General features: G+C 38.6%; 24 protein-coding genes, 2 rRNA genes and 1 other RNA gene. 14 read left to right on the top strand and 13 right to left on the bottom strand.

What is annotated here, in order from left to right:
• Both FGM01_RS14340 and rrf read left to right on the top strand, forming a co-directional pair.
• Positions 1–318 (top strand): 23S ribosomal RNA (locus FGM01_RS14340); the annotation flags it as partial.
• Between the two features lie 157 nt (positions 319–475).
• A 5S ribosomal RNA gene (rrf, locus tag FGM01_RS14335) occupies positions 476–585 on the top strand.
• Positions 586–832: 247 nt separating this feature from the next.
• On the opposite strand, the gene FGM01_RS14330 is transcribed toward rrf, so the two are convergent.
• From FGM01_RS14330 to FGM01_RS14320, 3 genes are all read right to left on the bottom strand, one after another.
• Positions 833–1372, bottom strand: coding sequence for a GNAT family N-acetyltransferase (locus FGM01_RS14330; RefSeq protein WP_143411880.1), 540 nt, complete (start codon positions 1370–1372; stop codon positions 833–835).
• 168 nt (positions 1373–1540) lie between these two features.
• Complete coding sequence (locus tag FGM01_RS14325) at positions 1541–1969, bottom strand: DUF4268 domain-containing protein (protein ID WP_143411879.1); 429 nt, start codon at positions 1967–1969, stop codon at positions 1541–1543.
• Position 1970: 1 nt separating this feature from the next.
• Positions 1971–2654, bottom strand: a complete 684-nt coding sequence (locus FGM01_RS14320; protein ID WP_143411878.1) for a ZIP family metal transporter — start codon at positions 2652–2654, stop codon at positions 1971–1973.
• Positions 2655–2767: 113 nt separating this feature from the next.
• On the opposite strand from FGM01_RS14320, the gene FGM01_RS14315 reads away from it, so the two are divergent.
• Positions 2768–3931 carry a THUMP domain-containing class I SAM-dependent RNA methyltransferase gene (locus FGM01_RS14315; RefSeq protein WP_143411877.1) on the top strand — a complete coding sequence of 388 codons (1164 nt, stop codon included), beginning with the start codon at positions 2768–2770 and terminating at the stop codon, positions 3929–3931.
• Here FGM01_RS14315 and FGM01_RS14310 read toward each other — a convergent pair.
• From FGM01_RS14310 to rlmD, 3 genes are read right to left on the bottom strand one after another with little or no spacing between them, the layout of a single operon-like run.
• Entirely contained in the window at positions 3928–4632 is a 705-nt protein-coding gene (locus FGM01_RS14310; RefSeq protein WP_143411876.1) for a DUF6048 family protein, read from the bottom strand. The two genes, FGM01_RS14315 and FGM01_RS14310, sit on opposite strands and share 4 nt — an antisense overlap.
• A complete protein-coding gene (locus FGM01_RS14305) occupies positions 4613–5161 on the bottom strand; it encodes a DUF6452 family protein (RefSeq protein WP_143411875.1) in 549 nt (182 codons plus the stop codon). The genes FGM01_RS14310 and FGM01_RS14305 overlap by 20 nt, the downstream gene beginning before the upstream one ends.
• Before the next feature lie 9 nt (positions 5162–5170).
• Positions 5171–6580, bottom strand: coding sequence for a 23S rRNA (uracil(1939)-C(5))-methyltransferase RlmD (gene rlmD, locus FGM01_RS14300; protein WP_143411874.1), 1410 nt, complete (start codon positions 6578–6580; stop codon positions 5171–5173).
• Between the two features lie 172 nt (positions 6581–6752).
• Here rlmD and rocD point away from each other — a divergent pair, with 172 nt between their 5' ends.
• Positions 6753–8036, top strand: a complete 1284-nt coding sequence (gene rocD, locus FGM01_RS14295; RefSeq protein ID WP_143411873.1) for an ornithine--oxo-acid transaminase — start codon at positions 6753–6755, stop codon at positions 8034–8036.
• A 68-nt stretch (positions 8037–8104) separates the two neighbouring features.
• Here rocD and FGM01_RS14290 read toward each other — a convergent pair whose 3' ends face one another.
• Genes FGM01_RS14290 through FGM01_RS14280 form a run of 3 tightly spaced genes read right to left on the bottom strand, consistent with a single transcriptional unit; the run spans position 8105 to position 10488 of the window.
• On the bottom strand, positions 8105–8431 hold the full coding sequence (locus FGM01_RS14290; RefSeq protein WP_143411872.1) for a CCC motif membrane protein: 327 nt from the start codon (positions 8429–8431) through the stop codon (positions 8105–8107).
• A 15-nt stretch (positions 8432–8446) separates the two neighbouring features.
• Entirely contained in the window at positions 8447–8740 is a 294-nt protein-coding gene (locus FGM01_RS14285; RefSeq protein WP_341478038.1) for a DUF2752 domain-containing protein, read from the bottom strand.
• Positions 8737–10488: a T9SS type A sorting domain-containing protein gene (locus tag FGM01_RS14280; protein WP_166435237.1), complete on the bottom strand. Its 1752-nt coding sequence runs from the start codon at positions 10486–10488 to the stop codon at positions 8737–8739. Before FGM01_RS14280 ends, FGM01_RS14285 begins: the two co-directional genes overlap by 4 nt.
• A gap of 75 nt (positions 10489–10563) precedes the next feature.
• Here FGM01_RS14280 and FGM01_RS14275 point away from each other — a divergent pair, with 75 nt between their 5' ends.
• Together FGM01_RS14275 and FGM01_RS14270 are read left to right on the top strand one after the other, a co-directional pair.
• On the top strand, positions 10564–10761 hold the full coding sequence (locus tag FGM01_RS14275; protein ID WP_143411870.1) for a hypothetical protein: 198 nt from the start codon (positions 10564–10566) through the stop codon (positions 10759–10761).
• Positions 10762–10766: 5 nt separating this feature from the next.
• A complete protein-coding gene (locus FGM01_RS14270; protein WP_143411869.1) occupies positions 10767–11315 on the top strand; it encodes a Smr/MutS family protein in 549 nt (182 codons plus the stop codon).
• A gap of 6 nt (positions 11316–11321) precedes the next feature.
• On the opposite strand, the gene FGM01_RS14265 is transcribed toward FGM01_RS14270, so the two are convergent.
• Positions 11322–12314: a hypothetical protein gene (locus FGM01_RS14265; RefSeq protein ID WP_143411868.1), complete on the bottom strand. Its 993-nt coding sequence runs from the start codon at positions 12312–12314 to the stop codon at positions 11322–11324.
• Between the two features lie 88 nt (positions 12315–12402).
• Between FGM01_RS14265 and FGM01_RS14260 the strand changes: the two genes are divergently transcribed.
• On the top strand, positions 12403–13551 hold the full coding sequence (locus FGM01_RS14260) for a cysteine desulfurase family protein (protein WP_143411867.1): 1149 nt from the start codon (positions 12403–12405) through the stop codon (positions 13549–13551).
• Between the two features lie 164 nt (positions 13552–13715).
• On the opposite strand, the gene FGM01_RS14255 is transcribed toward FGM01_RS14260, so the two are convergent.
• Positions 13716–15404, bottom strand: a complete 1689-nt coding sequence (locus tag FGM01_RS14255; RefSeq protein ID WP_143411866.1) for a M23 family metallopeptidase — start codon at positions 15402–15404, stop codon at positions 13716–13718.
• A gap of 182 nt (positions 15405–15586) precedes the next feature.
• Here FGM01_RS14255 and FGM01_RS14250 point away from each other — a divergent pair, with 182 nt between their 5' ends.
• The 4 genes from FGM01_RS14250 (at position 15587) to rny (ending at position 17966) form a co-directional block, all read left to right on the top strand.
• Positions 15587–15877, top strand: a complete 291-nt coding sequence (locus tag FGM01_RS14250) for a hypothetical protein (RefSeq protein WP_143411865.1) — start codon at positions 15587–15589, stop codon at positions 15875–15877.
• Positions 15878–15886: 9 nt separating this feature from the next.
• A complete protein-coding gene (locus FGM01_RS14245) occupies positions 15887–16180 on the top strand; it encodes a cell division protein ZapA (protein WP_143411864.1) in 294 nt (97 codons plus the stop codon).
• Between the two features lie 50 nt (positions 16181–16230).
• Positions 16231–16347: non-coding RNA, 6S RNA (gene ssrS, locus FGM01_RS14240), on the top strand.
• A gap of 56 nt (positions 16348–16403) precedes the next feature.
• Positions 16404–17966: a ribonuclease Y gene (gene rny / locus FGM01_RS14235; protein WP_143411863.1), complete on the top strand. Its 1563-nt coding sequence runs from the start codon at positions 16404–16406 to the stop codon at positions 17964–17966.
• 210 nt (positions 17967–18176) lie between these two features.
• Here rny and FGM01_RS14230 read toward each other — a convergent pair whose 3' ends face one another.
• Positions 18177–19124: an aldo/keto reductase gene (locus FGM01_RS14230; RefSeq protein ID WP_143411862.1), complete on the bottom strand. Its 948-nt coding sequence runs from the start codon at positions 19122–19124 to the stop codon at positions 18177–18179.
• A gap of 77 nt (positions 19125–19201) precedes the next feature.
• Positions 19202–20098: a site-specific tyrosine recombinase XerD gene (xerD, locus tag FGM01_RS14225; RefSeq protein ID WP_143411861.1), complete on the bottom strand. Its 897-nt coding sequence runs from the start codon at positions 20096–20098 to the stop codon at positions 19202–19204.
• Positions 20099–20209: 111 nt separating this feature from the next.
• On the opposite strand from xerD, the gene FGM01_RS14220 reads away from it, so the two are divergent.
• The 3 genes from FGM01_RS14220 to FGM01_RS14210 all read left to right on the top strand — a co-directional run bounded on the left by FGM01_RS14220 (position 20210) and on the right by FGM01_RS14210 (position 22042).
• A complete protein-coding gene (locus FGM01_RS14220) occupies positions 20210–20815 on the top strand; it encodes a porin family protein (protein ID WP_143411860.1) in 606 nt (201 codons plus the stop codon).
• A gap of 80 nt (positions 20816–20895) precedes the next feature.
• Positions 20896–21324, top strand: coding sequence for a type II 3-dehydroquinate dehydratase (aroQ, locus tag FGM01_RS14215; protein WP_143411859.1), 429 nt, complete (start codon positions 20896–20898; stop codon positions 21322–21324).
• Positions 21317–22042: a Dph6-related ATP pyrophosphatase gene (locus FGM01_RS14210; protein ID WP_166435236.1), complete on the top strand. Its 726-nt coding sequence runs from the start codon at positions 21317–21319 to the stop codon at positions 22040–22042. Before aroQ ends, FGM01_RS14210 begins: the two co-directional genes overlap by 8 nt.
• Positions 22043–22170 lie beyond the last annotated feature (128 nt).

Here is a 22170-nt window from a genome sequence, read left to right as displayed (position 1 = left end):
GGCACGCGAGCTGGGTTCAGAACGTCGTGAGACAGTTCGGTCTCTATCTACAGTGGGCGTTAGAAATTTGAGTGGACCTGATCCTAGTACGAGAGGACCGGATTGGACGAACCTCTGGTGTATCTGTTGTTCCGCCAGGAGCACTGCAGAGTAGCTACGTTCGGAAGGGATAAGCGCTGAAAGCATATAAGCGCGAAACCCACCACAAGATGAGATTTCTTTAAAGGACCGTGGGAGACTACCACGTTGATAGGCTACAGGTGTAAAGGCAGTAATGTCATAGCCGAGTAGTACTAATAATCCGTAAAGCTTGATGCGCGATGGCTCTGAGGCCGCAAAACCTCAGAGCCGCCAAATGCTTATGTTATAATTGCATTACAGCGTTCTTCTTATTTTTTGTTTCTTAAGTATGTCAAAGATATTAGTCCCGATCAAGTCGGGACAGTTTTAAGCTCGAAGCTTATAACTTACCTTTTAAGGTGGCTATAGCAACGGGGCTCACCTCTTCCCATCCCGAACAGAGTAGTTAAGCCCGTTAGCGCAGATGGTACTGCTGTATTGTGGGAGAGTATGTCGCCGCCTTCTTTTTGAAAAGACCTTTACTTCAATAGTAAAGGTCTTTTTTTTTACCCTAAACTCAAACCCCCGTGATCACCAGATGGCGGGGGTTTTTGTATTTCCGAACATCAGATCCAGAGATCGATCTTTTTAACAGGCATCATCTAATCCCGAAGAACAATGAAAGCCAGTTAGCGTCCCGTCCCGAAGCATCGGGATTGGGAGTACTGCTGTAGCGTGGAAAACGGCGGTAGATTACTTTAGAATATCTTAGCTAATTGTCCGGATTGATTTTAGCGAATATATCGACGCTAATATAAGTGTCATTCTTTATCTCCGCATCTATCATCCTACCTTCGTGTGAAAAACCTAATTTAACCAGAGCCTTCGAAGAATTTGAATTTTCGGCTTCTACATAAGCTTCTAACCTATGTAAACCTTTCTGAAATAAGTAATTTATAATCGCCTGAGAAGATTCCCTTACATAACCCTTTTTCCAGTATTCGGGGAGTAGCCAGAAACCCAATTCGGCCTTTTTATGTTCCTTTTGATAATCATTGATGCCAATTGCCCCCATAAAGTTAAGACCAGTTTTTTCCCTGATCGCCCACCACATTCCGGAACCGGATTTTTCCAGGTTATCATACCAATCCATTTGTTCTTGCACCGCTTCCAGGCTAGTATAACTTACGCCGTAATATTTTATAACTTCAGGGTGAGATAAACCATGGTAGATATTGGTATGGTCTGTTTTTTCAATTCTATTTAGGATTAATCGTTCGGTCTTTAATTCCGGGATTACGGTACTTTTCAATTTATAAGCTTTATTCGAGCTAAATATAAATAGTTTTAGATAAAGAAGAAACTGAAATTCGTTGCGTTAGTTCTGGCGCTTTTTATATATCTATTGTTGAAACGCTTAAATGAACAGGTTGGAACTTTTATCGTTGATATTTTTCAGGAACACGAGAAAATCTTAAAATCAGTCCTTGATATAGTCCTTAAAATCCTCGAAAAACTCTTCAAGTTTGAACATATTTTCAGCAAGAAATTTTTTCACCTCAGGCCAGTCTTTTTTATTATGTATGCTTACACGATCTTTTTCTACATATAGCCTGGAAATCATTTTACCTTCAGGAAGCTGATAATCTTTTTCCAGCTGAGCAACAGGAAGATATTCTTCCTTTAAAACAGTCAGCAGGGATTGCAACTTTTCAAAATAATAGGCTCTTATCATTTCATCCTGGTCTATAATATCCAGGGAAACCTGGGCAACTTTTCGGTCGAAGGTGAACTTCAGCTGTATCTCCTTTATTTTGGTATTATAAAGAAGCCATTTATGAGGATATTCTTTTCCGAAACTGGTCCAGAATTCCTGTCGTATCTTTTTAGATTCTTCCTGACTAAACATCTTATATGAAATATGCGAGTAAGATCCCTAAAATAATTACGGCCAGTTTCGAGGCATTAAAAGAATGATTCTTTGAAGACTCAAATAAAATAGTTGTGGAGACATGTAGAAATATCCCTATCACCACTGCGTTGATATAAGGTGCGTAAGCCGAAAGCACATCCACATTATTTTTTAGCCAGCTGCCTAGCGGAGTCATCAGGGCAAAAAATCCCAGGAACATAATGACCTTTGATTTACTTAATTTACTTTGCACCAGGAACACCGACAGTATGGCTGCGACCGGAATCTTATGCACCACAACTCCATGTAACAGGTGATTATCCTTCTCTAAAGGAAAACCCTCAAGCAAAGAATGCACACTCAAACTAATTAGAAGTAGAACAGGAAAGGTGGTAGAATTACCATGAAAATGAAGATGACCATGTTCAACACCTTTGGAAAGGAATTCCAGAATGATCTGAAATAAAAGTCCTAACATGATGAAAACACCAATCCCTGAATCTGGTTCCCGGTATACATCGGGTAAAAGTTCTAATACCGTTACCGCTAATAGATAGGCGCCACTAAAGGCGAGCAACAATTTGAAACCTGAAGAACTTCCCGGTTTTAGAAAAAGTGAGATGATATAACCTATTATTACGGCAATAATAGGCAGGATATAAATATATAGATCTGTTAGCAAATTACTTGTGGTTGGTGGTTCTGAGAATGCCCATACAATTTGCCGAACATTCCTGTAATAATTATAGTTTCGGACAAAATTAACTTATTTTTGTCGTTCTATAAAGAAGGATTATGGCTAATAACTTTAGAATGATCGCAAAGACCTTATATGGTTTTGAAACGATCCTCGCAAAAGAATTACTCGACTTAGGGGCAATGGATATTAAGGAAGGTAACCGTATGGTTAGTTTCGTTGGTGACCTGGGATTTATGTACAAGGCAAACCTATGTCTTAGAACTGCAATCAAGATCCTTAAACCTTACGAGAGTTTTAAAGCCAATAATGAGCAGGAGTTATATGATAATATAAAAAGATTACCCTGGGAGAAGTTTCTTGCCGAAGATGGAAGTCTGGCTATAGATTCAGCCGTACATTCAGAAATTTTCACCCATTCCCAATATGTAGCCCTTAAGACCAAGGATGCGATCGTAGACAGGTTCAGGGAGAAATATGGAAAGAGACCAGATGTAGATCTTGATTTTCCAGATCTCAGGATAAATATTCATATAGAGAATAATTTCTGTAATGTATCTTTCGACAGTTCGGGAGACTCCCTGCATAAAAGAGGTTATCGTAGCGCAACCAATATTGCACCGATCAATGAAGTGCTGGCGGCAGGAATGCTGCTTATGTCTGGTTGGGATGGGCAATGTGATTTCCTGGATCCTATGTGTGGTAGTGGTACTATTCCAATAGAAGCGGCCATGATTGCCTGTAATATCCCACCTAATCTAAACCGAAAGGAATTTGCTTTTGAAAAATGGAGCGACTGGGATGAAGATCTTTATGAGAAGATAGAAGAATCGGCCCTGAAAAAAGTAAGGGATTTTCATTATAAGATCAAAGGTTACGATAAAGCGCCTTCAGCTGTGATGAAGGCTAAAGAGAACGTGAAGAATGCGAACCTTTCAGATTTTATCGAGATCCAGCAAAAGAGCTTTTTCGAAAGTGTAAAAGAAAACGAGGGATATTTACATATGCTGTTTAATCCGCCATATGGGGAACGTCTTGAAATTGATATTGAAGAATTTTACGGTAAAATAGGAGATACTTTAAAGCAAAGTTATCCTGGTACTCACGCCTGGTTCATTGCCACAAATTTTGATGCCATCAAAAGCGTTGGTTTACGTGCTTCGCGAAAGATCAAATTATTCAATGGTCCTTTAGAAGGAAGATTGCTGAAATATGTCCTTTATGAAGGATCTAAGAAAAGAAGTAAGCAGGAAAACGCTTAATTTCTGGCTTTTTTGTAGAAAGGAATTAAATAGGAAACAGAATATCCAAAGCCCGCTCCAAATTCCCCACTATCATAAGTTCTGCCAAAACCTGGTATGGTAAGGTTATCAAAATTAGCCGGTGCATTCTGACCTATTCGTCTTTTAAGCTGAACATTTGCCGAAAGAAAAAGGTTGTTCAAAACCTCGACTTTTATTCCAACCATAACTTCTGCCCAGCTCGCAGTTAATCCTGTAGTTTCTGTATTATTTTCCCGTAAATCTGCACCAAAATAATCTGAAGAGGTATATATTCGGTAGGTGTCTAAGGTCTGGGAAAAGGTAGCGAAACCATATCTCACCCCAACGAAAATAGCATTTTGCATTTCCAGCCAGTTTTCATAAGCATTATAATCTCCTCCAATTTTTATATAGCTACCATTACTAAAGGTTTCGATGTTGTCGCCTTCGAAAGTAATCTCCTCTGTACCAAGTTCTGCAGATATATAGTAGTTTTTATAAATCCTGTAATCACCTGCCAGTTCCAATCCGCTGTAAGTGTCATCTATTAGAGTTCGTAATGGTTTACTGAGATCTACACCTACTCTTATACCATATTTTTCCTTATAATTTGTCGTATCTGCAGTTGTGGCAGCCTGTTGAGACCATCCCGAAATTCCAAAGCAAAATATAAGTAGAAGACTAGAAAAATATCGATACATGGGCTTGATTTTGATCAACAATATTCGCTTGTTCAACCTGAATGTCCTGTATCCACCTGCTATTATCCTCAGCTTCCTGTGCATCTACCTTTAGACCTACATAATTCACTTTAAAAGCGCATGCGCGGTTGATATACTCTTCATTTATTCCGTAGGTAAAAGTAAGTATATCTGTATCCTGAGTTCCATCCTCCAGGGCGGCTTCAGTATTATTCAAAATAAATTTAAAGGAAGTAATATCGCTGTCTGTTTTTAAAGGGATGGCAAGACTATCCCCGGTAAATCTTTCATAAGTGATTACCTGATCACGGTTACGGTCATTTCTTATAAAAACAAATTCCTCTGAATTTTCTTCCCTGATACCTAAATTCTGTGGAGCCAGAGGTACAGCCGGATCATTGATATCATAAAATCGAATGATAAGAAGGGGAGTGGTATCTGTTGTTTCCGGACAAATATCATCCCGCTGGCAGCCCATACTTATTAGAAAAGATACAAAAAGGATTAGCGAATAAACTTTAAATTTCATCTTATGAGACTATCGTTTTTCAAGACAAACCACGTTTTCCACATGATGAGTTTGTGGGAACATATCTACTGCCTGTACTTTGGTGACCTTGTAATACTCATCCAGTAAGGCAAGGTCTCTGGCTTGTGTTGCCGAATTACAACTTACATACACAATGCGTTTTGGCAATATACCAATAATTTGAGCGACTACATCCTTGTGCATGCCATCCCTGGGAGGATCGGTAATAATTACATCAGGGTGACCATGTTCAATAATGAAACTCTCGGTAAAGACTTTACGCATATCACCTACATAGAATTCTACGTTATCAATACCATTTCTTTCGGCATTTTCTTTAGCATCTTTTATTGCCTCTGGTACCGCTTCTACTCCTACTACTTTCTTAGCATTCTTAGCTACGAACTGGGCGATAGTTCCTGTACCGGTATAAAGGTCATAGACAAGTTCGTCTCCCTTTAAATCGGCATAATCCCGGGTGATCTTATATAGATTGTAAGCCTGCTCTGAATTGGTTTGATAAAATGATTTGGCGTTTATTTTGAATTTAAGGCCTTCCATTTCTTCAAAAATATGATCTCTGCCTTTGAAGCAGATCACATCCTGATCATAGATCGTGTCATTTGCCTTATTATTCACCACATATTGCAGTGAGGTGATCTGAGGAAACTGATTTTCTATAGCATTTAGCAAAAGCTCCCGCTTTTCTTTATGATCTTCAAAAAACTGAACCAGGACCATGATTTCACCAATAGAAGTGGTTCGTATCATCAGGGTTCGCAATAATCCCTCCTGTTTTCTGGTATTGTAAAAGGGAAGACCATTTTCTGTGGCGAACCGCTTAACGAAATTCCTGATATCATTGCTGGGATCTGCCTGTAAATGACATTTTTTAATATCCAGGATCTTATCCCACATCCCCGGAATATGAAAACCTAAAGCATTTCTATTCTCAATATTTTCCCCACTCTGGATTTCCTTTTGTGTAAGCCACCTGCTGTCGCTAAAGGAGAACTCCATCTTATTCCTGTAATAATAAATCTCTTCGCTACCAAGAATAGGAGTAACATCTGGCAATTCTATTTTACCCAGTCTTTGTAGATTGTTTACCACCTCATTCTGCTTATATTCCAGCTGATATTTGTATTCCATATTTTGCCATTTGCAACCGCCACAGGTTCCAAAATGTTGACAAACAGGCTCTGTACGTTTAGCTGAGAGTTTATGAAATTCAACCGCCGTACCTTTATAATAAGATTTTCTTTTTTGTGTGGTCTGGACATCGGCTACATCGCCGGGAACTGCATTATCTATAAAGATCACCCTTCCATCTGGTGACTTAGCAATCGCCTTTCCCTTAGCACCCGCATCTGTAACTTCAACTTCTGTAAAAAGTTTGTTTTTATTTCTTCTCGCCATAGCGCAAAAATAGGATAATTAACAAGATTTAAAGAGGGGGAGCTTGAAATTTTCAGCAAACATTTAGTAATTTGCAGGGATTCAAAATCAAGGGATGATTTCTCTCCCGGTCATCTATTTTTAAATAGAAAAGAAGGAATAAAAGAACAATAATTCAAAAACGATAATCAACATGCCATTACCTAAAATCACTTCTTCTGAAGAAGCAATTAAACTTGAAGACCAACATGGAGCTCATAATTACCATCCGTTACCAGCGGTTTTGAGCAGAGGAGAAGGTGTTCATGTTTGGGATGTGGAAGGTAATAAATATTACGACTTTTTATCGGCCTATTCTGCCGTAAACCAGGGGCACTGCCATCCTAAAATTGTGGGAGCCTTACATGAGCAGGCTTCTAAATTAGCACTTACTTCCAGGGCTTTTCATAATGATATCCTGGGTGCTTATGAAAAATATGCTACAGAGTATTTTGGCTTTGATAAATTGTTACCTATGAATACCGGTGCAGAGGCTGTGGAAACAGCTATCAAGATCGCACGTAAATGGGCATATGAAAAAAAGGGAGTAAAAGAGGCCGAAGCTCAGATCATTGTATGTGCTAATAATTTCCACGGAAGAACTACCACGATCATTTCTTTCTCGAATGATGAGGAAGCACGCAGAAACTTTGGACCATATACTCCTGGATTTATAAAGATTAACTATGATGATCCTGAAGCTCTGGAAGCCGCTATAAAAGAGAATCCTAATGTCGCCGGATTCCTGGTTGAACCAATTCAGGGTGAAGCTGGTGTGTATACTCCAGCTGATGATTTTATGATGAAGGCCAAGGAAATCTGTAATAAGCATAATGTCTTGTTCATGGCAGATGAGATCCAGACCGGTATTGCCAGGACGGGAGGACTCCTTGCTGTGTGTGGTCATTGTTCCTGTGAGGGACATTGTGAAAGACAGTCAGACACCTATAGTAAACCTGATATCCTTATTTTAGGAAAAGCCCTTTCTGGAGGTAACTATCCTGTTTCTGCAGTATTAGCAGATAATGAGGTGATGGATGTGATCCAGCCGGGACAACATGGTTCAACTTTTGGAGGTAACCCTGTAGCAGCAGCCGTTGCTGTAGCTGCATTAGATGTAGTAAAAGATGAAAACCTAATCCAGAATGCAAGAAGATTAGGAAAGCTTTTTAGAAGACTTCTTGATGATTATATCAGAGAGTCCAATATAGTGAATCTGGTAAGGGGACGTGGTTTGTTGAATGCGATCGTTATTAATGATTCTGAAGACAGCTCAACTGCCTGGGACATCTGTATGGCACTTAAGGAAAATGGACTTTTAGCAAAGCCAACACACGGTAATATCATACGTTTTGCCCCACCTTTAGTAATGACCGAAGAACAATTGAGAGATTGTGTAGATATCATTATAAAGACTCTAAAGCAGTTCGAAAAGTAATTTTCAAATGATAATGAATAAAAAATCCCGCAATTAGCGGGATTTTTTTATTTACCTGAATGCATTACCTATCCTCCATATTCTCTAAGTATTTCCTGTTGCATTTCCTGAATTCCTTCCAGGCCACCAAACATGATAATACTAATAATTGAAGTGATTAAACTTAAGCCACTTAGAACTAATCCTATAATAGCTAGAATACGGCCGGTCTTCACATTTTGGTAACCTGTATAAAGTTCAGGGTCTGCATTATAGATCTCAATTGCTCTTTTAGACATAACCAGGGCGATAATTCCGAAGATTACACCGGCAATTCCATAACAGCAACAGCCGATTATAGACAAAATTCCGAATACTAAAATGAGGGTTGAATTGGGTAATTCTCTTTTTTCCATAGATTTAAAGGTTGGTTAGTTGAAAATTTGAATCATTTTGAAAATATAAGCACCGGCGATAAGCACACCATTAAAAATGATCAAGCCCATCTTGATATTATAGTCAGATTTAAATTTATAAAAAAGATTGAAAACAAGGAATATAAGCAAGATTACGATACTGTAGATCGCAGGATACATATAAAATGCCTGGGAAAACTCTCCTTTAAAAAGTAATATAACAGCTCTCTGGGCACCACAACCTGTGCAATCTACCCCGAAAAGAGCCTTATTCATGCAAGGCAGCATGTATTCCTCAATAGTATTCAATTCTTAATACCTATTTTTTTAGTCAGTTCTATATTGTCGGTGGTGTTTACCTTTACAATATATATAGCATTGCTTAAATTTCCTGTAGAAAAGTAGAATTCTTTTTCCGTAGACTTGAATTTCTGATGGAGAAATAATTTACCGGTAAGGTCATACAGGCGAATGGAACTAATACCTGAGTCATATAAAAGCTTTATTTCCAGTTGAGCCTGACTATTATTTTGAAAAATATCTATAGAATTGAGAAGTATATTCGGAAGTTTTTCGTCGGAAATTCTATTTGATTCAGGATCTGCTTTTTCATCCTCAGTTATTTTTTCAATAAAACTAAGATAGAACCTGTCTTTTATTTCGCCCTGAGGTAGGTCAATAGAAAGATATCCTGTTTTAATGCTAAAATAGAGATCTTCACGGGCGTCATAAAGGAACACACGGTCTGGATTAAAATTCTCTAATTCGCTGACCGAAAATTTCAATTGTGTGGCCGTACTCAATTTTATCTTCAAAGGAATCAATTCCTGATCGAGCTTTGGTCGTACGTTGACAACAAAATTTTCATTTGAAATTTCCCAGCTGATATCCTGGGGATCATTATTCATCTTTCGTGCATCCAATGCATGATCTTCTTCTGGGCTGGAATCGGGATCAAACACCAGGGCTAATTTCTGAATAAAGGATGAATCTATTTCAACAATAAGATTTAAAGATGACCTGCCTGATAATGATGTTTTGAACATCGAGTAATTTTCCTGTTCCTTCTGGAATATGCGCTGGGAATTTTTAAAACTAATTCTACCATCTTTTTTACCAATAATCATGAAGCCCTGGCCAATAGGTGAAATTTGGCGTTCATAGTGTTTTCCAATCATCCCCGTTTCACTTCCGTCAGAATATTTTTTAAATACCGGCGGTATATAAATACCTGTCCCCGGGGAATAAGTTCCATAACCACCCTCATAATCTGATAGGTAATGAGAATTTCCATTATCCCGTGAATCCCAGAAATAGGCAATTCCTGTGCTGAAAGTATTTTCCTTCAAAAATTTATTGAGGTCAATAGCAGAAGGGTAAGGATTACCAACCAGTAGAATCTGGTCTTTTTTAATTGGTAGTTCAATAGTTCCATCATTGGGGAGGCCTCTGAAATCATAAGTTTGCGAATTCCCTGCATTAACAGCAATACCTTCGATCTCCTGCAGATTTATGCCATTTACACCCTTCATGGTAAATCCTTCACCGGGAATTAGATCAAAATGATCTCCAACGTATGCCCAGTTGGAATAATTGGTGCCAGAGAAAGTATAAAGCCAGGTAGATGAAATATTTAAGGGATTACTTTTACCATCTGTAGAATTGGTCAATGATGCATTTGAACTAAATAACGGGCCTTTAGGATCATAAAGGTAATCACTGAGCTTTAAATGATCACCGGTAAGTTTAACCGGTAATGACCAGTAGTTATAATCAAAAGCATTCGAGGTTCCTTTTTGAAAGACTGAAAGTTTACCAGTCCCTTTATTTAGATTTTCATCTTTAATTCCCTGTAATAATTGGGATCCCTTTCTCAGGTAAAGGTTAGCTTCAGATTCCTTATTTCGATTTTCCTTGAGGAAAATTTCTTTTTCAACATAGAGTAGCCTGTCTTTTACATAGATATAACCGTCAGATTCTGTTGAAGGAGTTATATACAATTGCGCAGAAAGACTGGTCACGCTAAAAATTAATAAAAAAAGGAGTGGAAGCTTCATGAAAGCCATAAATTTGCATGAATATAATTATTAATTTGATGAGGATCACCAAATTAAACGTTTAACCTACTGAAAATGAACAACTCACAGGTAATCAACACGGCACTTATAGTTATTGGAGGAGCTCTATTATTATATAGTATATCGGCTGAAGATGTGAGCCCATATTTCAAGATTATAGGCTTGATTATCATTATGCTCGGTCTTTACAGGGCTACCAATTACTGGGTGGCTACGAAAGATGACCATAATAATGAAAATGAAAAAAAATAGGAGATATGGATTTGAGACCAGGTGACAGAGTTGAGTTGCTCGATGATGATCTTAGCGGGATTGTACAGAAGATTCACGGCAATGACGTGCAGATCATCACGGAGGATGGTTTTGAAATGAGCTTTCCGGCAGATCATTTAGTTAAGATCAAGAATGATATCAACGATATAGATGTTGAGGAATTTGATCTCGAACAGGTTATCAAAGAAAAAACACCTGCCAGGAAGAAACAATCTACACGCAGTAAGCCAAAAGATAAAGGAGCGCCACCTATGGAGGTAGATCTTCATATAAATCAATTAGTTAAATCTTCTAAAGGGATGGCTAATCATGAAATGCTAAACCTGCAACTGGATACGGCCCGCCATAAACTGGAATTCGCTATGAAGAAACGTATTCAGAAGGTTGTATTTATTCATGGTGTAGGAGAAGGGGTTCTGAAAATGGAATTAGAATACCTGCTTGGGCGATATTCCAATATCAAATTCTATGATGCAGATTATCAGAAATATGGATTAGGGGCGACTGAAGTCTATATTCTTCAGAATGCCTGATCCTGCTTATATTTCCTCTTCAGTAGGTTCACAATCGGGATCCTGGCTAGGGCACTGAGAAAAAGGAACTGAAGATGACCTTAAGGTTCCGAAATTATAATTTTCAAACTGGATCGATTCTCCGGAACCATCCTGTTTAACAAACTTTAGATTATCAATATCTATCCTGTAACCATAATTTCGATTTATATCGTGTCTTATATATTCATCGTGGATTATTTCCTGGGTTTGCTGGTCATTTAGATAGTTGGAAATACCTTCAGCTGTGGTAAAGGCAACAGGGTTATCCAAATCATCTTCAGAGACTTCATACCGGGTCAAAACCCCGTCATTATCATCGTCATCATCAAGATAATTGGGGATTCCATCTTCATCGGTGTCTCGTAATCCCGCCTCGTTTACTGGATCGTTAGCACTATTTAGTAGTTCCAGGTCTGTTGGTACGTTATCACCATCGTCGTCACGGTCCAGGTAGTCTGGTATTCCATCTTCGTCACTATCCTGATAGGGACCTCCAAGGATCCATCCTTCTTCTATATTAGTAAGGTCATCACTATCTGGATCTGCATTTGCAGTTTCGTCTGTAAAGCCTGTGATTATAAAAACAGTAGCTCCGGTTCCGCTTAACCATTCTTCTATAACCCGGGGTTCACTTGGAGGAACCACACTACAAAAGTAAGTATTGTTACCACTGGAAACTTCACTGTTATAAATCCTGTAAATGATCCTGTTACTACCGGTAAGTGGAAAACTGATTATTTCCTGGCTGGGAGGAATAATATTTCCATTCGCATCTGTTTGAAACTGGCTGTTACTATATTCCAGCGAAATGGATTCAAAAACATCATCATTATTAATGGCGTAAATAACATTTCTATCGGGGCCGTCACAGAATTGAAGAGTGCTGTCTTCAAAATCAAAACTTGTGACAATGATCTCACCGTCATCGCAGGCGGTTAAAAGGCCTAAAATAAAAATACCCGTAAGGAAACGTCTCATTAAGATGCTTTTTTCACAAAAATAAAGGAATCAAACTTATATAGGAGAGAAGTAGGAAATTATTTTATTTCCTTTAATTTTGGGCACTATGAAAAATGTGTATTTTGATTCAGCAGCTACTACCCAGATCAGGGAGGAAGTGGTCGAAAAAATGACCAGCGTTTTAAAAGAAAATTACGGTAACCCATCATCTACTCATAGTTTTGGAAGGTCTTCTAAATCTCTGATCGAACAGGCCCGCAAAACTGTGGCCGGTATTTTAAATGTAAAAGCATCTGAAATCGTTTTTACTTCTGGAGGTACAGAGGCAGATAACCTGGCATTGAATTCTGCAGTTCGTGACCTCGGGGTAAAGAGGATCATCACCTCTAAAATTGAACATCATGCTGTTTTGTATACTGTGAACCAACTTCAGGAATGTTTTAAAGTAGAGGTAGAGTATGTAGATGTAGATTCTATGGGGAATATTGATCTGGATGACCTGGAAAATAGGTTAAAGAATTCAGATAAAAAAACATTGGTTAGTCTCATGCATGTGAATAATGAGATTGGCAACATGCTGGATCTTAAAAAGACTGCAGAATTAATAAAGTCTCATGGAGCTTTGTTTCATTCAGACACCGTGCAGTCTATTGGACATTTCAATCTGGATCTTAATGAGATTCCGGTAGATTTTACCGCGGTTAGTGCCCATAAATTTCATGGGCCTAAAGGAGTTGGATTTGCATTTGTTAGGCGTAATTCAGGATTGAAACCCTTAATATTTGGTGGAGAGCAGGAGCGAGGACATCGTGCAGGAACCGAGGGGGTTCATAATATTGTAGGTTTGGAGGAATCATTAAAACTGGCCTATGAGAACCTGGAGGAGGAGAAAGAATATATTAGCTCGCTTAAAAAGCATTTTATTTCCAAACTAAAAGAGGAAATTCCCGGGGTAAAATTCAACGGTACCTGTGAAGATTTTGAGAACAGTACTTATACCCTCATCAATGTTTGTTTGCCTGTGAGCCAGGAAAAGGCTTTGATGCTGCTGTTTCAACTGGACCTCAAGGGAATTGCATGCTCAAAAGGTAGTGCGTGCCAGAGTGGTAGCGATCAGGGCTCTCATGTTCTGAATGCGTTTCTATCTGAAGAAGATAGGAAGAAACCATCCCTTAGATTTTCATTTTCCCGTTATAATACTAAAGAAGAGATAGATTATGTAGTAGAATGCCTCAAAGGATTTATTGAGGCTTAACCAGATATCTATTCTGAATATAAAAAAAGCTGAACCAATTGGTTCAGCTTTTTTTATATCTTATTGTTTAAAGCGTCACCCTGAACTTGTTTCAGGGTCTCAACGATTTTTTTTTAGGTTCTGAAATAAATTCAGAATGACGTTGAGGGTAATCTCATAGCCATTTACTTCCTGAAGAACTTCGCCGTATAAGTCGTGGAATTCCCAACGTTATCTGTAACAATCACCTTAAGATCATTTTCTGTATCTGTAATTATTTCATCAGAGAAATAATGCGTAAGAGTATTATTCTTGTACTCGTATTCCATTAAAATAAATTTGCCGTTGACGGTCGCGCGATATGCTTCGATCCCTGATAGATCATCAGAAATTTTCAATTTAAGAGTTTCGTTTCCAGAGATCCATTGCCCGTCGTAGAAATTCACTGGTGAAACTTTTGGAGCGATAGAATCTTTCGCTAAGAAATATTTACCAAAGGTTCGTGTGCCGGTCGTAAAGCGGTTACCTTTTTTATAGGTAGTGGAGTAAATGGGCTTTCCATAATCTGATAATCTTGCAATAAATAATTGCTCCCGCTCTTCTTCTGGGTAGTCGCTAACATCAAAGCCTACAGTAAAATTCTTATGTAGCGGGATCTCATCTTTGTGAACTACCACCATATTATCGGTAAAATCAATATCCAGGTAGCTGTCCTGATAGAGACTACCTTCTGGTATATAGACGTCCATATTATGTCCGGAAGCAGATAATCCATTATTTGCACTGGCCAGGAAATCGGTTTCTTTTAATTCTTTTTTTCTAATCTTATCGCTCCATTGACCTTTAATTGGAATCCTGACCAAACTTTCATTTCCTTTAAAATCGGTAACCCTGATGGTATATTGATAATCCAGGCTGTCCTTAATATTTAATTTCCCTTCAGCATTAAGTTTTCCATAAAGACTTAGGGGATTAGATGGTTCTCTATATAATTTCTGAATACGATCTCTTTTATTGGCGTAGTATTCATAATCTATCAATTGGTTAAGATGCCTGGTTTCGGCAAAAGAGAACTTTTGAAAGTCGATCTCAAATATCTGTTCAGCGTTCAGGCTGGCTTCAATCCTGTAGACTCCATTGTGATTATAGGCCATATCCTGCTGATCTACAGTAGAGATGCCTATGCCTATTTCACCACAAGCTTCAACTTCAGGAGTAGTGTAAGTTCCATCGCCTAGAGGGATGAGTCTTAGTTTTTGACGTTCCTGGGAATTGTTGATATGAGCATCCTCACCAAGTGGATATGCAAAAATCCCTTCGATAATTGGCTTGCGCGAATCTGGAACGTCCAGCCCAAACATTTGAGCATTCATTGGTCGCTGGCTGCCATCACGGATTTCAAAATGTAAATGCGGGCCGCCACTGCCACCGGTATTACCACTGTAAGCGATCAATTCTCCTTTTTCTACTTTAAGGGTTCCCGGTTCCGGGTATAGTTCGATTTCATAAGACTCTTTGGCATATTGCTTTTTGCGTAAATATTCTTTGAATTTAGGAGCTAATTTTTGCAAGTGCCCATATACAGTGGTATAGCCATTTGGATGCTGGATGTATAACGCTTTTCCATAGCCATAATGCTGAATATTTATCCTGCTAATGTAGCCTTCGGCTGAAGCCTTTACTTCCATGCCTTCTCTCTGCTGGGTCTTTATGTCCAGGCCGCTATGAAAGTGGTTGGATCTTAATTCACCAAAGGTACCGGCAAGGACTATGGGAATATCCAGGGGATTCTGAAAATAATCCTGAGGTATGGTGTTCTGTGCTTGTATCGTGGTAAATAGTACTAGGAATAGCAGGCTTGTAGCTCTCTTCATAAATCTGGGGTAAATTCAATTAAAACCTGGGTAAAGTTAATCAAAGTAAATACAATAATAAAGAGCTTGTCTCCAGAGAATTATCGGGATTGTTGATTATTATTTCAAAACTGCTGAAAAAGTATTGGGATATTTCAAAGGGTATGTTAACTTTGTAAGGGTTCACATCGGTTTAAGCGCTTATGAGTGAAATTACAGAAATAGTTGATAACCTTGAGAATAGAATCAGCAAGCTACTTCATAAATACGATGTTATGAAGAAAGCTAACGAATCTCTTCAGCAGGAATTAGCTACTGTAAGATCTGAATTTGGAAAACTGGAAGGCGATTTGAATGCTTCCAAAGAACAGATTCAGTCCTTAAAAGCTGCAAACGCGATGCTTGGCAGTACCGACCATAAAAGAGAAACAAAGCTCAAGATAAACAGCCTGATTAGAGAGATCGATCAGTGTATAGTTCAGTTATCTGAATAAATTGAAAAAATGGAAGATAAACTGAAGATCAAAATATCGATCGCAGACCGCGTATACCCGTTGACCATTCAACCCAGCCAGGAAGAAGGTTTACGAAAAGCGGCTAAAAAGATCGAAGCGATGATCAAGCAGTTTGAGCAAAGCTATGCTGTAAGGGATAAGCAGGATGTTCTGGCAATGTGTGCATTGCAGTTCGCCGCCCAGACCGAGCAGAAAAATATTGATAATTCGAGTGAAATGCTGGAGGCAGAGGAGAAATTAAAATCCCTTAATGAATTGCTTCAACAACATTTAACCTCTTAAGTTCTTTAAATAAAATAAGGTTACTGCCTGTATTAGTGCTTTTTTGATAAACTCAACACGATTCTTTTAAAAAGGGTGAGTCTAAGTTGTAAAAGCGTGCCGTGTCCCTTATGGGAGAGCGGATCCTTGATCAACTTGTTAACCCTAAACTTGATTTAAAGGAGTTTATAACAAAACCCAACTAATACAGGCTTTTTTTTTATATATATCTAAACAGAAACTAATGGAAATACTAATTATAATCATTGCCGCAGTTATAGGTCTTGCACTGGGCTTTGGAATTGCAAAAATGCTGGAGAAAAAGCAGGCCTCCAATACTATTGCCAGCGCCAGGAAAGAAGCTGCGAGCATTTTAAAAGAGGCTAAGGCAGAAGGCGAAAGTATTAAAAAGGATAAGATCCTTCAGGCAAAGGAAAAGTTTATTGAGCTTAAGTCTGAGCATGAAAAAGTTATCCTTTCCAGAGATAAGAAGATAAGCGATGCTGAAAAACGCATAAAAGATAAAGAATCTCATGTTTCCAATGAATTAGGGAAAAATAAGAAACTTAATAAAGATCTTGAAGAAAAGGTTACAGATTATAATCACAGGCTGGAGTTCCTTGATAAGAAACAGGAAGAAATAGACAGGCTGCATAATAGTAAGGTGCAGCAATTAGAAGTGATTTCAGGACTTTCTGCAGAAGATGCTAAGGCTCAATTGGTGGAATCTTTAAAAGATGCTGCTAAGACAGATGCGATGTCCCTGATTCAGGATACTGTAGAGGAAGCTAAACTAACCGCACAGCAGGAAGCCAGAAAGATCATTATAAATACTATTCAAAGAATTGGGACTGAAGAAGCAATAGAGAATTGTGTCTCTGTATTCAATCTTGAAAGTGATGATGTAAAGGGTAGAATTATTGGTCGTGAAGGAAGAAACATTCGTGCGCTGGAAGCAGCTACGGGGGTGGAAATCATTGTAGATGATACCCCGGAAGCGATCATTTTAAGCTGTTTTGATTCGGTAAGAAGAGAGGTGGCTAGGTTATCTCTGCATAAACTGGTAACCGATGGTCGTATTCACCCTGCCAGGATTGAGGAGGTAGTGAAAAAGACCAGGAAACAGATCGAAGAAGAGATCATTGATATAGGTAAAAGAACCGTAATAGATCTTGGTATTCATGGCTTGCAGCCCGAATTGATCAAGATGGTGGGTAGAATGAAGTATCGTTCTTCTTACGGCCAGAATTTGCTGCAACACTCGAGAGAAGTGGCAAAACTTTGTGGTGTGATGGCTGCAGAATTAGGACTGAACCCTAAATTGGCCAAGCGTGCGGGATTACTGCATGATATTGGTAAAGTGCCGGAAACGGAAACCGAAGTACCGCACGCAATCCTCGGGATGCAATGGGCTGAAAAGCACGGTGAAAAGCCGGAAGTGTGTAACGCGATTGGTGCTCACCATGATGAGATCGAAATGAACTCATTGTTATCTCCTATCGTTCAGGTTTGTGATGCCATAAGTGGTGCGAGACCCGGCGCCAGAAGACAGGTACTGGATTCTTACATCCAGAGATTGAAAGATCTTGAAGATATCGCCTTTGGATTTGGCGGGGTTAAAAAAGCTTACGCTATCCAGGCAGGTAGAGAATTGAGGGTAATCGTTGAAAGCGAAAAGGTGTCTGATGAAAAAGCAGCGAACCTTTCTTTTGAGATCTCCCAGAAGATACAAACAGATATGACCTATCCGGGTCAGGTGAAGATCACGGTTATACGTGAAACCAGAGCGGTGAATGTCGCAAAATAGAAACTATATTAATTTATAAAAAAGGCCGTTCAATTTGAACGGCCTTTTTTTATTATAATCGTCAAAATTTCCAGGTGAATAGGGAGTTTCAGCTTTTCATTTTTAGAGATCCTGAAACTAGTTCAGAATGACGTAAAAAATTAGATAGTTTAATATTTCCTCGATGCATTTCGACCAAAAGGAGAAACAATAATCTTATGAGATGATCAATTAATCATTATAAATATTGGAATAGGAATTTCCTTCCATCTCGAAGAATTTCCCGTTCACATACCTGAAATGATAATCCAGGTCTGCGATCTCGTTCATATCGTCTTCGTCTAGCTGATAACCGGCACTCCTTAAATTTTCCTTGATCCGTTTCTCGTTGGTAGATTTAGGGATCACCGCTGTGCCTCTCTGCTCGCTCCATTTAATAAGGATCTGCCCCGGCGAAGCACCGTGTTTTTTTGCGATTTTATTAATTACCGGGTTTTCCAGCAATGAAGGCTCATCTGCTGCTTTCATCGCCTCTGGCCTGTCACCGCTTCCCAATGGAGAATAGGCGGTCACATTAATACCATGTTTGCTACAGAATTCCAATAACTTATTCTGTTGTAAATAGGGGTGAAGTTCTACCTGGTTCATTTCTGGAGTATGTTCTGTATCTTCCATAAGTTCTTTCAGCTTTTCAATACTGAAATTGGAAACACCTATATGCTTTACCAGTCCCTGCTCTCTGGCTTTTACCATTTCATTCCAGGTTTCGATCAGTGGAACTTCATCCAGGGATAGAAAATCTTCAGCTTTTTCCGGAAAGCTAACATCAGGTTTAAAAGCAACCGGCCAGTGTATGAGATAGAGATCTAGATAATCTAACTGCAGATCTTTCAGAGTTTGTTTCAAAGCAGGGATCACATCCTCTTCCTTGTGTGCATTGTTCCAAAGTTTGGAGGTAATCCATACATCCTCTCTTTTTACTTCTCCGCGGCTGAAAACTTCGTTAAAAGCTTCTCCAACTTCGGCTTCATTTCCATAGGTTGCCGCGCAATCTATATGCTTGTATCCGTTATCAAGCGCTATTTTTACTGCTTTGGTTACTTCTCCTTTTTCAGATTTCCAGGTTCCGAGACCAATTGCGTCCATCTGGTCACCATTTCTAAATTTTAATTGCTTCATAATTCAATTTTTTATGAAGTTAAGAAGAATGTAACGCTGCAAAAAGAAACGAAACTGGTTTAGCAGAATTTTAATATCTATTTCCTTGGATGAAAAGATTCTATCACTTCCCGCAAATGGGAACGGTCTACATGCACATAAACTTCGGTGGTCGTGATACTTTCATGCCCAAGCATTTGCTGAATGGCCCGCAGATCTGCCCCATTCTCAAGCAGGTGAGTGGCAAAGGAGTGCCTGAAGGTATGGGGACTTATTTTTTTATGTATACCTGCGGCTTCAGTTAATCGTCTTACAATAGTAAAGATCATAGCACGGGTTAGCTTGTTTCCTCTGCGATTGAGAAAAAGAGTATCGGTAGCTTCGGGTTTTATATTCTGATTTATTCTAACCTGATCCTTATAAATTTTGATATACTTTATAGTGTACTCTGAAATTGGTACAAACCTTTGTTTGTCCCCTTTCCCCGTTACTTTGATAAAACCTTCCTCGAAAAAAAGATCAGATAGTTTCAGGTTAATTAATTCAGAAACCCGTAATCCACACCCATACAATGTTTCTATTATTGCCCGGTTGCGTTCTCCTTCATTTTTCCCTAAGTCTACGGCTGCTATGATCCTGTCTACCTCTTCAAGTGAAATCGTATCTGGCAATTTTCTTCCAATTTTAGGGGATTCCATGAGGTCAAGGGGATTATCACTACGGTAGTCCTCGAAAATCAGAAAACTAAAAAAACTGCGCAGTCCTGAGATCAAACGGGATTGCGATCTGGCATTTAAATTCTTAGAAGATTGATAGATAAAATCCTGAATTGTTTTTTCAGAAATTTTCACCGGGCTTACCTGGATCTCATTAATTTCCAGGTATTTTATCAATTTAAGAAGATCAAGAGAATAATTTTCAATGGAGTTTGCTGAAAGTCCCCGTTCCAGCTTTAGGTAGAAGCGATAGTCCTGCAATGCACTTTGCCATTTCATGTGTTAAATATACCAATTCTAAACCTTTAGATTTGGTAATACTTTAAGCTTAGGTAACTTTTTTTTAACAGGATGAAACCTACTTTTGAATCAAATTAAAATAACGAAAAAATGAAAAAGACTTTATTAGTATTTTTGTTTGCAGTATTAGGAATTAGCACTTCTGCAATCGCACAGGAGTATTGGAATTTTGGAGTCAAAGGTGGAGTGAATTTCACGAATATGACTTCAGATGGTTTTGAAGAGAATAATAGCCGTACCGGGTTTCATTTAGGGGTGCTTGCTGAGATTCCTGTAAGTGACCGATTTTCTTTTCAGCCTGAAGTATTATACTCTACCCAGGGAACAGAAGCGACCAGAATTTTTGCCGGAGACAGAATAGAAGGTGAATACCAGTTGGATTATATTCAGGTTCCGCTCATCGCTAAATTCTATGTTATAGATGGTTTGGCTTTGGAAGCAGGCCCTTCGTTCAACTTTCTGGTACAGGAAGAATACGACTTTGAAAGCAATACTTTAAATTTTGAAGAAGATTCAGATTTCGCAAGTACTTTCGAATTTGGGGGTGCCTTAGGTGCATCTTATAAATTCAACAACGGATTTTTCCTTAATGGCAGATACGTTTTAGGTTTTACTGATGCTTTTGATAGCGATAGTTTCGATGAGGATGCCATCAAAAATAATGGCTTTCAATTAGGAGTTGGATTTATATTCTAGGAACAGTTTAAAAATATATTATCAGAAGGCAGGTCTCGTACCTGCCTTTTTTTATGTCCTAATTTTAATACATTTACAATATGAAGCTACTTATACTTAACGGGCCAAACCTGAATCTTTTGGGAACCCGAGAACCGGAAAAATATGGAAACAAAAGTTTTGAAGATTATTTCTCTGAGTTACAATTCAAATTCAGAAATGTAGAATTGTCTTATGACCAGACGAACATTGAAGGAGAATTGATAGATAAAATACAGAATGCACGTAAAGACTTTGACGGAATTATACTAAATGCAGCAGCTTATACTCATACCTCAGTTGGAATTGGTGATGCCGTCGCGGCTATAGATACTCCTGTAGTTGAGGTTCATATATCCAATACTTTTTCCCGGGAAGAGTTTCGTCACAAATCTTATATCTCGCCCATCGCCAAAGGAGTTATCGTGGGCTTTGGAATGCGAAGCTACGATCTCGCCATACAAAGTTTTTTAAATGAAATTAATGAATAAGGCTTATCTCAACTGGAGCAGCGGTAAAGATTCGGCTTTGTCGCTTTATTACTCCAGGGAAAGTTCAGAATATAAAGTTGAAAAATTGCTTACCACGATCAATAAGGACGTAGGCAGGGTTACCATGCACGGAGTAAGAAAGGAATTGCTTCTAAGGCAGGCTGAATCTATAGGGCTGCCAATTCAAATAGTAGAACTCGGTGGAGATACCAGTATGGAGGCTTATAACCTTAAAATGAAAGAGGCAACCAATATTTTAATAAGGGAGAATTTTAGCCATAGTATATTTGGCGATATTTTTCTTGAAGATCTGAAGTTGTACCGCGAAGAACAACTTGAAAAAATTGGATTGATCCCCGTTTTTCCTCTGTGGAATAAAAATACCGGGAACCTGATTTCTGAATTTATAGACCTGGGCTTTAAAGCGATTGTTGTTTGCACCAATTCCAGATTTTTGGATGATTCTTTTTGTGGCAAGATCATAGATAACCAATTTGTTAAAGACCTGCCCGAATCTGTGGATCCCTGTGGCGAGAATGGAGAGTTTCACACTTTTGTTTTCGATGGGCCTGTTTTTAAATTTCCGGTAAACTTTGAAGTTGGAGAGAAGATCACTAGATCTTATAAACCTGCAAAGAATGATGATGATAATTGTTTTAAGGATGATCAGAAAACCTGGGATACAGAATTTTGTTTTTGCGATCTCATTCCAAAATAAATGATCTTAGCCCTAAGGCTAGCCTTAATTTGTTTCAGCCTTCAATAGTAGAAGTCATTCCCTTGAGATCCTGAATTAAATTCAGGATGACCAATCTTGAGTCAAATTAATTTTTCCTATCAGCAACA

This window comes from Christiangramia sabulilitoris (assembly GCF_007050985.1).
In the GTDB taxonomy this organism is placed as follows: domain Bacteria; phylum Bacteroidota; class Bacteroidia; order Flavobacteriales; family Flavobacteriaceae; genus Christiangramia; species Christiangramia sabulilitoris.
Note: the sequence above shows the minus strand (reverse complement) of the source record. Positions and strands in the feature narration are given on the sequence as shown.

Coding starts and splice junctions, on each gene's coding strand:
- FGM01_RS14325 (WP_143411879.1), bottom strand. CDS start 1,969: ATGTTTAGTCAGGAAGAATCTAAAAAGATACGACAGGAATTCTGGACC.
- FGM01_RS14315 (WP_143411877.1), top strand. CDS start 2,768: ATGGCTAATAACTTTAGAATGATCGCAAAGACCTTATATGGTTTTGAA.
- FGM01_RS14310 (WP_143411876.1), bottom strand. CDS start 4,632: ATGTATCGATATTTTTCTAGTCTTCTACTTATATTTTGCTTTGGAATT.
- FGM01_RS14305 (WP_143411875.1), bottom strand. CDS start 5,161: ATGAAATTTAAAGTTTATTCGCTAATCCTTTTTGTATCTTTTCTAATA.
- rlmD (WP_143411874.1), bottom strand. CDS start 6,580: ATGGCGAGAAGAAATAAAAACAAACTTTTTACAGAAGTTGAAGTTACA.
- rocD (WP_143411873.1), top strand. CDS start 6,753: ATGCCATTACCTAAAATCACTTCTTCTGAAGAAGCAATTAAACTTGAA.
- FGM01_RS14290 (WP_143411872.1), bottom strand. CDS start 8,431: ATGGAAAAAAGAGAATTACCCAATTCAACCCTCATTTTAGTATTCGGA.
- FGM01_RS14280 (WP_166435237.1), bottom strand. CDS start 10,488: ATGAAGCTTCCACTCCTTTTTTTATTAATTTTTAGCGTGACCAGTCTT.
- FGM01_RS14275 (WP_143411870.1), top strand. CDS start 10,564: ATGAACAACTCACAGGTAATCAACACGGCACTTATAGTTATTGGAGGA.
- FGM01_RS14270 (WP_143411869.1), top strand. CDS start 10,767: ATGGATTTGAGACCAGGTGACAGAGTTGAGTTGCTCGATGATGATCTT.
- FGM01_RS14265 (WP_143411868.1), bottom strand. CDS start 12,314: ATGAGACGTTTCCTTACGGGTATTTTTATTTTAGGCCTTTTAACCGCC.
- FGM01_RS14260 (WP_143411867.1), top strand. CDS start 12,403: ATGAAAAATGTGTATTTTGATTCAGCAGCTACTACCCAGATCAGGGAG.
- FGM01_RS14255 (WP_143411866.1), bottom strand. CDS start 15,404: ATGAAGAGAGCTACAAGCCTGCTATTCCTAGTACTATTTACCACGATA.
- FGM01_RS14250 (WP_143411865.1), top strand. CDS start 15,587: ATGAGTGAAATTACAGAAATAGTTGATAACCTTGAGAATAGAATCAGC.
- FGM01_RS14245 (WP_143411864.1), top strand. CDS start 15,887: ATGGAAGATAAACTGAAGATCAAAATATCGATCGCAGACCGCGTATAC.
- rny (WP_143411863.1), top strand. CDS start 16,404: ATGGAAATACTAATTATAATCATTGCCGCAGTTATAGGTCTTGCACTG.
- FGM01_RS14230 (WP_143411862.1), bottom strand. CDS start 19,124: ATGAAGCAATTAAAATTTAGAAATGGTGACCAGATGGACGCAATTGGT.
- xerD (WP_143411861.1), bottom strand. CDS start 20,098: ATGAAATGGCAAAGTGCATTGCAGGACTATCGCTTCTACCTAAAGCTG.
- FGM01_RS14220 (WP_143411860.1), top strand. CDS start 20,210: ATGAAAAAGACTTTATTAGTATTTTTGTTTGCAGTATTAGGAATTAGC.
- aroQ (WP_143411859.1), top strand. CDS start 20,896: ATGAAGCTACTTATACTTAACGGGCCAAACCTGAATCTTTTGGGAACC.
- FGM01_RS14210 (WP_166435236.1), top strand. CDS start 21,317: ATGAATAAGGCTTATCTCAACTGGAGCAGCGGTAAAGATTCGGCTTTG.